This window comes from Pseudarthrobacter sp. SORGH_AS 212, from assembly GCF_030818145.1.
In the GTDB taxonomy this organism is placed as follows: domain Bacteria; phylum Actinomycetota; class Actinomycetes; order Actinomycetales; family Micrococcaceae; genus Arthrobacter.
This window is the reverse complement of the sequence record NZ_JAUTAA010000001.1, coordinates 2,481,230-2,492,669: the sequence shown is the minus strand read 5'-3', so window position 1 is coordinate 2,492,669 and position 11,440 is coordinate 2,481,230. Positions and strand designations below refer to the sequence as shown.

At 65.7% G+C, this 11,440-nt stretch carries 8 protein-coding genes; 2 read left to right on the top strand and 6 right to left on the bottom strand.

Annotated elements, in window-relative coordinates; all coding sequences use genetic code 11:
- The first annotated feature begins 271 nt into the window (after nucleotides 1-271).
- The gene (locus tag QE394_RS11325) at nucleotides 272-1,348 is read left to right on the top strand and encodes a hypothetical protein (protein ID WP_349034532.1); all 1,077 of its coding nucleotides are present in this window, start codon (nucleotides 272-274) and stop codon (nucleotides 1,346-1,348) included.
- 47 nt (nucleotides 1,349-1,395) lie between these two features.
- Here the strand turns inward: QE394_RS11325 and QE394_RS11320 are convergent, their stop codons facing one another.
- The 3 genes from QE394_RS11320 to QE394_RS11310 are packed head-to-tail and all read right to left on the bottom strand — an operon-like array spanning nucleotide 1,396 to nucleotide 6,164.
- Nucleotides 1,396-2,766, bottom strand: a complete 1,371-nt coding sequence (locus tag QE394_RS11320) for a glycosyltransferase (RefSeq protein ID WP_349034531.1) — start codon at nucleotides 2,764-2,766, stop codon at nucleotides 1,396-1,398.
- Nucleotides 2,763-4,655 carry a polysaccharide deacetylase family protein gene (locus QE394_RS11315; protein WP_056081193.1) on the bottom strand — a complete coding sequence of 631 codons (1,893 nt, stop codon included), beginning with the start codon at nucleotides 4,653-4,655 and terminating at the stop codon, nucleotides 2,763-2,765. The genes QE394_RS11320 and QE394_RS11315 overlap by 4 nt, the downstream gene beginning before the upstream one ends.
- A 45-nt stretch (nucleotides 4,656-4,700) precedes the next feature.
- On the bottom strand, nucleotides 4,701-6,164 hold the full coding sequence (locus tag QE394_RS11310) for a polysaccharide deacetylase family protein (RefSeq protein ID WP_056081692.1): 1,464 nt from the start codon (nucleotides 6,162-6,164) through the stop codon (nucleotides 4,701-4,703).
- Nucleotides 6,165-6,490: 326 nt separating this feature from the next.
- Between QE394_RS11310 and QE394_RS11305 the strand changes: the two genes are divergently transcribed.
- Nucleotides 6,491-7,645, top strand: a complete 1,155-nt coding sequence (locus QE394_RS11305) for a chitinase (protein WP_349034530.1) — start codon at nucleotides 6,491-6,493, stop codon at nucleotides 7,643-7,645.
- Nucleotides 7,646-7,676: 31 nt separating this feature from the next.
- Here QE394_RS11305 and QE394_RS11300 read toward each other — a convergent pair whose 3' ends face one another.
- From QE394_RS11300 to QE394_RS11290, 3 genes are all read right to left on the bottom strand, one after another.
- Nucleotides 7,677-8,300 carry a hypothetical protein gene (locus QE394_RS11300; protein ID WP_349034529.1) on the bottom strand — a complete coding sequence of 208 codons (624 nt, stop codon included), beginning with the start codon at nucleotides 8,298-8,300 and terminating at the stop codon, nucleotides 7,677-7,679.
- Nucleotides 8,301-8,705: 405 nt separating this feature from the next.
- On the bottom strand, nucleotides 8,706-9,710 hold the full coding sequence (locus QE394_RS11295) for a GDP-mannose 4,6-dehydratase (protein WP_056081198.1): 1,005 nt from the start codon (nucleotides 9,708-9,710) through the stop codon (nucleotides 8,706-8,708).
- A gap of 29 nt (nucleotides 9,711-9,739) precedes the next feature.
- Entirely contained in the window at nucleotides 9,740-11,125 is a 1,386-nt protein-coding gene (locus QE394_RS11290; protein WP_268155577.1) for a nucleotide sugar dehydrogenase, read from the bottom strand.
- Nucleotides 11,126-11,440: the final 315 nt, after the last annotated feature.

Here is an 11,440-nt window from a genome sequence, read left to right as displayed (position 1 = left end):
GTGTACTACTTGGATTTTCGGGCCCCGGACCGGGTATCCCCGATTCGGGCGCTGGACCCTGCCTGTGTAAGGTTGGGTGGCGTGGGCAGGTTCCGGCGCCTGCGGCTGGGGAGTTGACGTGCCGCCGATTGATGTAGCTGCCCCCACCGCGATCCACCATCCCGGGCGATAGAAAAACGACGTGCAGCTTTGCCGCTGCGCGTTACTTTTGCGCGCCCGCGGCGGGTCGCCATGGTCTCGGAGTCCATGCACCCAACAGATATGAACCCCCATGAAACACCTCATTACAGCTCTTGCGGCAGTGCTGCTACTGGCCGTCGGCGGACTGTTCACGGTTTCGGCCACGCAGTCGTCCGCCACCACATCCGCAGCCGGACAGCGCCCTTCCGAGTCGCCGGCCAAGGACAAGGCACAGCCCAAGCGGACGCCCGCTCCCACGCCAAGCAGCACGCCGGTTCCCGCAGCGGAAACCTCCCCTGCGGCCGCCGCTCCCGCTCCGGCCCCCCACGCCCCGGCCCCCGCAGCACCGGCTCCGGCGCCCGCTCCGGCCCTTGTTCCGGCGGCAGCCACCGGGAGCGGCAGCAGCGCGTACCCCCTGCACAGCAACATCGTCAGCACCACGTTCTGGGTTGGCGAGATCTTCAACGCCAGCCTCTCGGACGGTTCGCAGGTCTGCTCCACCTACAACAGCCAGTGGGCGTACCAGCACACCGGTGTAAAGCTCGGCACCGTTGACGCCGGTGCTGCCGGGTGTCCCGGCAGCTACTACGGCGGGTGTGACGGAGTGAGCTCCGGTTCCGGCGCCGATTTCAAATGCGACACCGAACGGCGCGTTGCCAGCAACGGATACTTCCCGCTCAACCAGCCCAGGCCTCTGCAGAACCCGTTCTACCTGGACCTGCCCTACGACGACCTGAACGACGGCGTCGCCTTCCAGGAGCGTTGCCGGGTCATTCCCTGGGCCGCCGCGGACAACGCCGCCACGGGGGTGGACCACTGCGCGGACCAGGGCTACAGCTACATGAAGAACCGGTGGGTCCAGATCACGGGCCCGAACGGCAGCACCTGCTACGGACAGATCGAGGATGCCGGCCCCTCCAGCGGCTCCGAATACCACGACTCCGCCTACGTCTTCGGGACCGGCGACGCGCGCCCCGTCAACCAGAGCTTCTCCGCCGACGCTACCCAGGGCGCCGGCATGGACGTCTCCCCCGCCCTGAACGGCTGCCTTGGCTTTGCCGAACTGGACGGCAGCAGCGACCGGGTCTCGTGGCGCTTCATTGACCGTGCCAACGTTCCGGCCGGTCCGTGGCTGACCGTGGAGACCACCTCCGGAGTCAGCAACTGACGGGATCATCTCCTGCAGTGCCGCGCGACGTAGCCTCCTGACAGCTTTCAGGAGGCTACGTTCCCGGCCGTCACCGGGGTCAGTTCCTTCCCCTGCACCCTGCGGGCGGGGCTGACCCAGGTGCCGGTCGACGCCGAGGAGAACGCCTTCGGGAGTACCTGGAGGCACAGGAAGGCATCCAGGATCCGCATCAGCGGGAACAATGGCGCCATCAGCAGTATCCCCGGTTTGCGGAGGGAAACCGCTGCAAGGATGGTCAACAGGAAGTCCGGCAGCAGGACACCGATCAGCACATCCTGTGGCCGCAGCAGGCCGGACAGGAAGACCATCACGTCCCAGTCGTTGCCGAAGGCTGCCACCTGGATCGCGGCAAACGTGGAGACCAGGAACACGGGCAGCAGCAGCACGAAGAAGATGCAGCTCATCAGCAGCTCGAAGATGTAAGTTGCCAGGACCAGCCAGAACCGGCCGGTCTGCTTCCGGTGGCGCCGGACCGTCTGCCAGAATCCCAGAATCCACCGGCGGACCTGCTTCATATAGTCCTGCAGCCGGTCCGGGTCCTGGGTGTAGGCCACCGCAGCGGACGGGTGGAACGCGATCCTGCCCAGCTTCCTGGCGTGGATCTCGAACGTCATGTTGAAGTCCTCGATGACCAGGCCGGGCGCGACGACGTCGATCTCCTGCAGCGCACTGGTCCGGTACATGCTGGCGAACCCAGGAACGATGGACACCACATTCGCGCCGCGAGCCGCCTGCCCGTACTTCAGCAGGAGCTGCACCACTATGTACAGCCGCTCCCGGTACGCCACCAGGAACCGTCCCATGGCGGTGGGCGATGGCGGATCCATGATGGATTTCGCCCTGCCTGCCACGGCCACCACTGTTGAATCCGAAAACAGCGGCAGGCCGGTCCGAAGGTAGTCCTCGGTGGGACGGGTATCGGCATCGAGGAGCATCACCACCTTGAACCGCCGGCAAAGGTCGAAGTGCACGATCCCGGCGGCCAGGGCACCGGCCTTGCCCCGGTTGGGGTCAAGCTCCAGCACTTTGACCCCGGCGGCGCGTGCCAGCTGTGCTGTGTTATCCGTGGACATGTCGGAAACCACGTGGATGTTGCGGCGCGGTACCAGCCTGGACGCAGCGCGGATAGTCTCATTGATCACCAGCGCCTCGTTGTGGGCGGCCACCAGTACGGCAACATGGGACGGCAGGATGCGGACGCCCGGGTCCCTGTGGCGGCCCCTCCGTGGCCGGGCCGCGACGGCAGGCAACCCTGCCCGGGCTGAACGCCAGGTGCGGTACCGGCGTGTCCACTCCTCCAGCAGCCACGAGTTCTCCCCCGCGAAGCGCGCCAGCCCCACGAGGGTCCAGAAGATGGTGCTGACACCGAGGACCAGGATGATGGAAACAGCAATCACAGCGCCGGAGCCCCCACAGTGTCGTACATGGCGTAGTCATCCGTGACGAGGGTGCCGTTGCTGAAGAGATTCAGGCCGAAGCTGATGGCAGTGGCCCCCGCCGGCAGGGCCGGTGTGGTGAAGCTTGCCTGCGTGAAGGTGGCGGTTGGCGCGAGCCAGGGGCTCGAGGTCCAGTACACCCATGCCCCTGCGGAGTTGCGGTAATAGACCGCGAACTGGGTGGTGGCAGTGGAGGTGTACCAGGCCCGCAGCGAGTAAGTCTTGCCGGCGATGGCAGGTGGGGCGCAGGAACCGGTGTCCAGGGACGGGACCAGCTTGCTGTCACCGTTTGAGTAGTTGCTCATCACCAGCCGGACGGCCTTCGTACCGGAGTGCGCGCCGGTGGCGAGCGTGGCGTAGGTGGGGGTGTTGGTCCCGAAGCCCGCCGTCTGCCAGCACTGCGGGAGGGTACCCGTGCCTGCAGTCTCCAGCCCGGCGTTCTGCACGAGGTTCGCGCCCGCCGCGGGCGGGGGCGGCGGTGGTGTTGCGGCGGCGTCGAACATCTCGGCGTCATCGGTGACGAGCGTGCCGTTGCTGAAGATGTTCAGGCCGAAGCTGATGCCGCTGGCCCCGGCAGGAAGCGCGGGGGTGGTCCAGGCCGCCTTCTGGAACGTTGTTGCCGCTGCAAACCAGGGGCTTGAGGTCCAATAGGTCCAGGAGCCGATTCCGCTGCGGTAGTACAGGGCGAATTGCGTTGGGACCGTGGATTTGTACCACATGCCCAGGTTGTAGCTGTGCCCGGCCGTTCCCGCGGGTGAGCATCCGCCGAGGTCGAGGGATGGCAGCCATTTGGCGTCGCCGTTGGCGTAGCTCCGCATGACCACTTGGGCTCCCCTGCCGGTCCGCCCTTGGTTGACGGTGCTGAACGTGGGGGTATTGGTTCCGTATCCGCCTTGCTGCCAGCACTGGGGAGCGCCGTTGGTGAGCGTTTCAAAGCCGGGATTCTTGACCAGGTTGCCCGTGCCGGGCGGCGGAACGGCCGGCCCGGAAACCAGTGGCTTGAGCGTCCCGCCGATGACCTGGTCCACCGTCTTGACGGTAGTGGTGGTGGGACGGGTCTTCAGCCAGGTGGCGAACTGGTTGAAGACCGTTGGCGAAGTGGTGATGGGGTCGGAAGGGTTGTTGGCGATGTGGTGGAAGGTGAGTTGCACCCATCCCCCGGCCCCGTTTTCGGCCTGCGTAACGCTTCGCTGGAGGTCGGCCAAGGTCCAGGTGTTTTCCACCTGGTCGGGCGCCTTCGTGTAGTACGGGTCCGCTGGCGGCATCGACTCACCTACCGCGCAGGTGCCGCAGCTGAACCTGGTCCGGATATCACCGAGTCCCCGGGCACTGTTGTAGCCGCAGTTCCTGACGATTGCCTCGGTGCTGGCGTTGGCCGATGCGAAGGGGTGGGCGAAGCTGGTCACCCGGAATCCCCAGTTGCTGAGGTTGACGCGGTCGTTGCAGACCTGCCGCGTGGCTTCGTCGCTGGGCAGGGTAGTGAGGTCGGGGTGGGTCACGGTATGGCCGCCGATTTCATGCCCCGCAGCCGCCAGTGCCTGGACCTGCGCGAGCGTGAAGTAGTTCGGGGTATTCACGACGCCGGAGGTCACGTAGAAGGTGCCCTTCAGTCCCAGCGAGTCCATGGTCTGGGCTGCGGACATCTGGTCCGCGTGGCCGTCGTCGAACGTCAGGCTGACCACCGTGGGCGCGGCAGCGTGGGCAGCAGGCGGGCTCATCGCCAGGCCGGCGACGGCCAGGGCCAGGGCGGCCGTCACTGTCACCAAGGATTTTGCCCGGCGGAGCAGTCCCCGCCGGGCACCCTCGCGCGGAGGGAGCTCTTCCACGGGCTCGTTACCAACAGTCTTCATGGCATACCACTCGATTCATCTTGGGGAGGCCCCGGGGCAGGGGGCTCACTGGGCAGGAGGCGGCGCCCCCACGGTGTCGTACATTTCGTAGTCATCGGTGGCCAGCTGGCCGTCGCTGAAAAGGTTGAGCCCGAAGCTGATGGCTTCCGCCCCGTCGGGAACAGGCGGTGTCTCCCAGACCGCCTGCCCGTACGTGGTCCTGGCGGGGAAGTACGGGCTGGCTGTCCAGAACTGCCAATCACCCATGGCATTGCGGTAGTAGACAGCGAATTGCGTCGGCGCATTGGACTGGTACCAGGCGCGGAGCGAGTAGGCGTGGCCTGGGATGACGCTCGGTGCGCAGGCGCCCAGGTCCAGGGCAGGGAGGAGCTTCACGTCGCCGGATTTGTAGGCCGTGACGTCCAGTCGCCGGGACGTTCCGTCCCGGAAGCCGGGTACCAGGGTTGCCAATTCGGACGAATTCTCTCCGTAGCCTGCCACCTGCCAGCATTCCGGCAGGCCGTACTTCCCCGGTGTTTCCAGCCCGGGATTCCGCAGGGCGTTGACGCCCGGCCCGGCAGGCGGTGCATCCGCTCCCGGAACCACAGGCTTGGCCACCTTCCCGATGACCTCGTGGACGGTCCGCACCCCCATGGTGCCCTTCGCTGTCCGCGCATCCAGCCATGCGGCGAACTGTTCGAACAGGGCCGGGGTGATCGAGAGCGGACTTCCGGAGTCATCGATGTCGTAGAAGGCCAGCTGCAGCCAGCCGCCTGCCGCCTCGGCCTGCTCCACAGTCTGCTGCAGCCCCTGCAGGGTCCAATCACGGCCCACCTCGGCGGTGGCACGGGTGTTGAAGGGATCCTCCGGGCGTACGGTCTCGGCCGGGGCGCAGGATTCGCAGGAGTACGGGCTGCGGATCCGGTCCTGCCCCCTGGCGCTGTTGTAGCCACAGCCGGACACGATCTCCTCGGCGGTGGGGGACGTCGCACCGAACGGGTAGGCGAAGCTGGTCACCTTGAAACCCCATTCGCTGAGCGTCGCCCGGTCGCTGCACACCTGCCGTTGCGCTTCGCCGGGTTCGACGGCGGTGAGGTCCGCCAGGGTGACCGTGTAGCCGCCGATTTCGTGGTGCTGTTCGGCCAAGCGGTGCAGGTCCTCCTGGTTGAGGAAGTCGGCTGCGCCAATGAAGCCTGAGTTGACGAAGAAGGTGGCGCGCAACTGGTGGTCCGCCAGGATGCGGGCCGCCTCCCGCTGGCTGGACCGGCCGCCGTCGAACGTCAGGGAAACTGACAGCAGCGGCGCGGCGCCGGCGGTGGGCGCATCGGAAGTTTGCGGGCCCGCCGCAACGCCGCTGCGGTCCCCGCCTTTGGCCGTCATGAGCGACGCGCCGCCAGTCAGTACGGCAAGGACTGCAATCCAGGACACGGCGAGGAGGCCCACCCTCCTGCGCGAAGCACGGGCCTGCATTGACGCCAGCTTGCCATTCCCGCGGCCGGCGCTCCCGGAACCGGGATATGCGCCGGTCACGGCGCGGACCTGCCCGCGGCGGCACGCTGCCATCGGAGGGCAACGCCCTTCACTGCCGAGATTTCCATGGTGAGACCCGTTTCTCCACCGACCGGTTTCAGTCGTTCACAGCCTCAGCCTATGGAGGGCCGTTCCCCCCGGACACGAGTAGGCAGTACCCGTATTTTGGCTTTCGCACCACGTACCCGCGCGCACCCACTACTCGGCGCTGCCTGTCCGGCGATTGCGGCCCGTCATGCAGGCGATCCTGGCCTGAAAACAAGGCGCCTATGGTCAAATGGTGGTTCAGGAGAGTGGACAGGAATTCCGACCAACACGGGGGAAATGTGGCAGCCAAACCCGGCACCGGCCAGGTCAGCAGGGCTGCCGCGTCCCCGGCACCATCGCGGGCGGAAAGGCTGCACCTGCCTTCGGGCAACCGGAGCTCCAGCACGCGCCTCGCGGTGGTCGCCGCAGCAGTAACGCTGGCGCTGGTTGGCGGGTTATTCCTATGGCGTTTCATTGCGGAGGCGGGCATGGCACAGCAACCGTGGTTTTCGGGTTACGCAGATGTGACGGTTGACCCGCCCTACGACCTGGCCGGGCCCGGCCTGCCGGAGAGCCGGAACGTCACCCTGGCCTTCGTCGTCGCAGACTCCTCGCAGCCGTGCGCTCCCAGCTGGGGCAACGCCTACAGCCTCGATGCCGCCCGGGACGCGCTCAACCTTGAGCAACGGATCTCCGCCCTTAAGTCCAGTGGTGGCGCCATTGCCGTTTCGTTTGGCGGCTCGGTTAACACGGAGCTTGCCGTCGCGTGCCAGGATCCTGCCCAATTGCAGGCGGCCTACCGTTCAGTGGTGGAGCGCTATTCCCCCTCCACCATCGATTTCGACATCGAGGGGGACGCGTTGCTTAACGGTCCGGCCGGCGAACGGCGGGCAGAGGCGGTAGCCGCCCTCCAAAAGGAAAAGGATGGGTGGGGCGGCGGACTGGATGTGTGGCTCACGCTTCCGGCGTCACCCCGCGGGTTGACCGACGACGGCATTGCCGTGGTGGACCAGATGCTGGCCGCCGGAGTCGACCTTGCCGGCGTTAACATCATGACCATGAACTACGGGTCCAGCCGCGGGCCCTCGCAGAGCATGCTGGACGCGGCGGTGGCGGCCGCCGACTCCACCCACGACCAGCTGAGCATCAGCTACCAACGGGTGGGGACCAACCTCAGCAGCCAGGAAATCTGGTCCAAAATGGGGCTGACTCCGATGATCGGCGTCAATGACCTGCCGGACGAAGTCTTTGGGCTGGACGCTGCCAGCGGCCTGAATTCCTTCGCCGTCCAAAAGGGCATCCAGAGGGTGTCCATGTGGTCGCTCAACCGGGACCGGGAGTGTGCAGCCGCCGCTGCCGATGGCCAGGCGAGCCACGTGTGCAGCGGAGTCCAGCAGGAGCCCGGCGAGTTCGCCAGGGTCCTCGCCGGAGGTTTTGAGGGCCGGCTGCGCTAACGGTGCCGGCGGGCTGCCTGGAGCTGCCGGGTCAGCGGACCTGGCTGGTGGTGACAATGTCGAGCCATGGCCCATCCGGCACCTGGTCGCGTGTCACGAATTGCCAGTCCACGGTGTCCGATTCGCCGTTAATGTCTTCAAAACCCAGGCACGCGTTCAGCGCCGGAGAAACGTCCATGCCGGCCCCGTTGAATTCTTTATTGGCAGGGCGGGCATCAATGGACCCAAAGACATATTCCTTGTCGTGGTACTGGCCGGGACCTGCATCCTGGATCTGGCCGTAGCATTCCTGGTTTCCCTTGCGGATCCGCACCCATTGGTTCTTCATGTAACTGAATGATCTGTCCTGCTCACGGCCCGCATATGCAGAATCCCTGGCCCAGGGAATGACACTGGCCCGTTCCGCGAACGCTTTGCTGTCGTTGACGTCGTCGTAGGGCAGGTCGAGATAGAAGGGGTTCTCCTTGGGTGTCATGCCGGTGGGCATGTAGCGGTTGGCTTCGGTCCGCTGTTCGGTCTCGCAGGCACCTGATTTCATCACCCCGTCGCAGCCGCCGTAGTTCCGCATCCAGCCGGAGTCGTAGGTGGACATGACCTGGCTGCCGTCGTCAGCGCTGGGATCGAAAAGTTCGCCCACCCAAAAGGTGGTGGCCACGATGTTGGTGTGCCACGGATAACCGCCCTCTCCGGAGGAACTTCCTCCGGCCGGAGGGGCAGGGGGCGAGGAGCAGCCCGCGGCGATGAGCGCCACTGAGGACAGGGCGGCGGTGAGGCCCCACCGGAGCCGCTTGTTGTGCCGAATTCGGGGCGTGCGCGATCCCCCTGGTACAAGCCGATAATTCAGCGCTGCCGCTCTTTTCAACCCAAGCTCCTTCGTATGCCTTGCCACTTTATTTTCCTGATATCCGGTGGCATAGGCGAGGGAAATGCGCACTTTGACAGCCAATTCATAGCTTTCCGGACATTTACGGCATTTCCGGAAATTTGCAGCCCAATGGCCGGGCCGGGAAATTAATCCCTGCCCGGCCACTGGAATACCGGATAACCGGACTTCAGGCCATCAGGAGGCGAGAATAACCTTCCACCGTGAAGCGTCCACCGTGTTCGCCGTCCGGTTGTCCGCGGCGACGTTGGTGATGATCTGGTCCACCGTGGTCTTCGGGTCGAAGCCCACCAGGCCAAAGGCCTTGGTGTTGTCCGGTACACGCCGGCGCATGTCCTCGTACCCCTCGGAGTAGGCCTGCTCGTAGGGCACCAGGGTGATGGGGCTGTCGCTTCCCACAAGTTCCACGATCCGCTCCGCGAGGGCGAGGATGGAGATTTCGTGGTTGCCACCCAGGTTGTAGGCGTTACCGTACGCGCGCTCGTCCTCGGAGATCCGCGTAATGGCGGGCACGATGTCGCCCACATAGGAGAAGCAGCGTGTCTGGTGCCCGTCCCCGTATACCGTCAAAGGTTCGCCCGCGAGCGCCTGGCGTACCAGGCGCGGCACCACCATTCCGTAGCGTCCCGTCTGTCGTGGACCAACGGTGTTGAAGAGCCGGACGATCGCCACCCGCAGCCCGAACTGCCGCCAGTAAGCATGGGCGAAGGCTTCGTCGATGCCCTTGGCCGCCGCGTACGTCCAGCGCGATTTCAGGGCCGAGCCCAGGATCCGGTCCGATTCCTCGGAAAGGCTGTCCGAGGTGTTCTTGCCGTAGATCTCGCTGGTGGATGCCAGCAGGAGGCTGGCTCCGGCTTCAAGGACGGAGTCCAGGACCACTTCCGTGCCGTGGATGTTGGTGCGCAGGCTTTCCAACGGGTGGTCAACGATCAGGTTGACGCCTACCGCGGCGGCCAGGTGGAACACCCGGTCCGCCCCCGCGACGGCTTTGTCCACGGCAGCCCGGTCAAGGATGCTGCCTTCGATGAAACGGAACTTGCGGTGCCCGATGACGCCCTTGAGGTTCTCAAGCCGGCCGGTGGACAGGTCATCCAGGACAATTACCTCGTCCCCCGCTGCCAGGAGGTGCTCCACAAGGTGGCTCCCGATGAATCCGGCACCGCCGGTAATTGCTGTTCTCATGCTTCCTGCTTCCAAATGGAGTGATGTGGTCAGAGCCTGGTGACGTTGTCTGCCTTGGGCAGCCGGTAGGTGGTGTCCAGCACTGCCGCGGCGTTCTCCAGCCAGTCAAGGTCCGTCTGGCTGTGCCTGGTGTGCAGGATGACGAGGTCCGCTTCCCACAGTTGGGGAGCGGGATTGGAGATGAGCGTGCCGCCCCTGCCATCGGGCGCGGTGAGGCACCAGGGATCCGAGTAGGCCACCTCCGCGCCGTCCGCGATGAGCTCGGCGATGATCTCGAGGGCCGGGGATTCACGGAGGTCCTCGACGTCGGGCTTGTAGGCCACGCCCACCACCATCACCCGCGAGCCCGCCAGGCCGTGGTTCCGCTCGGAGAGGATCCGCCGCGCCTTTTCCACTACCTGGTGCGGCCTGCCGGCAATCCCGATCATTGCCTGCTCGATCACGGGCGCCGTCACGCGGGCCTTGCGCAACTGCCACAGGAGGTAGTGCGGGTCGCAGGGAATGCAGTGCCCGCCGACTCCCGGTCCGGGGGTGAACGGCATGAACCCATACGGTTTGGTGGCGGCCGCGTTGATCACGTCCATCACTTCCATGTCCAGTTCGTGGCAGATCTGGGCAAACTCGTTGGCCAGGGCAATGTTGACGGCCCGGAACGTGTTCTCCACGAGCTTGGTCATTTCCGCGGCGTCGGCGGACGGGACCACATGGACCAGCTTGGTGCTGGCGCTGAGCAGCCGTTCCGCTGCCTCACCGCAGGCTGTGGTGACACCGCCCACCACCCGTGGCACATCTTCGTGGGAGAAGGAGTCGACGCCGGGATTGATGCGTTCCGGCGAGAAGGCCACGTACACGTCGCGTCCCGGGATGAGTCCCTTCGCCGCGAGGGGCATCGCCAGCAGGTCCCGTGTTGTGCCCACATACGTGGTTGACGTCAGCATCAGCAGCTGCCCCGGCACCGCGTATTCCACGACTGAGGCGCACGCTGCGCGCAGGATGCCGAGGTCGGGAACAAGGTACTCGTCCACCGGAGTGGGAACGCAGACCACAACGGCCGCAGCGTGGGCCAGCAGCGAGAGGTCGCTGGTCAGCATGAACGAGGGGTCCAGCAGCGCTGTCTTCAGCCGCTCCTTGTCCGAGTCCAGCAGGTCCGCCTGCTGTTCACGGATCACCGCCAGCCGCCGCTCCGAGACGTCGAGCCCGAGGACCCGCCGCCCGGAGGCATTGATGGCCAGGGCGGTGGGCAGTCCCACGTATCCCAGGCCGACGATTGCGACGTCGAAAGTGAACACCTGGTCCTGGGCGGGAATTGCCCTCGCCGCGGTGCCCTCAGTCCATTCCACTGCCTCAGCCGGCAGGGAATGGGATTCAACGGCGACCTGTTTCTTGAGGGCTTTTACCTTCGTGTTCGGTGCCATGGTCAGTCGACCTCCCGGTGCATTTTGTCTCCAGTGTGAATAAAAGTCGGCGGCGAGAAGGCGTGTGCCCGGGTCTCCGGGGGCACGTCGCCCTTCACCGCCGGTCCGTTTTGGGGGGTCCCCGCCAAGGGCGGGAGACCTGTCGCATCGGAGCTGCCTTCCGGCCGGACTGCCATCAGGCTGTCCCCCGCAAAGGAAATCTTCCTGCGCTTCATGTCGAGGCCCACTTCCCCTCGTGCTGGCGGTTGCCAACAAGACGAGGGTATTAATCAAGTCCTTGGCCCGGCGCGAGTGTGGTGTACCCGTCTTTGACCC

Coding starts and splice junctions, on each gene's coding strand:
- QE394_RS11325 (WP_349034532.1), top strand. CDS start 272: ATGAAACACCTCATTACAGCTCTTGCGGCAGTGCTGCTACTGGCCGTC.
- QE394_RS11315 (WP_056081193.1), bottom strand. CDS start 4,655: ATGAAGACTGTTGGTAACGAGCCCGTGGAAGAGCTCCCTCCGCGCGAG.
- QE394_RS11295 (WP_056081198.1), bottom strand. CDS start 9,710: ATGAGAACAGCAATTACCGGCGGTGCCGGATTCATCGGGAGCCACCTT.
- QE394_RS11290 (WP_268155577.1), bottom strand. CDS start 11,125: ATGGCACCGAACACGAAGGTAAAAGCCCTCAAGAAACAGGTCGCCGTT.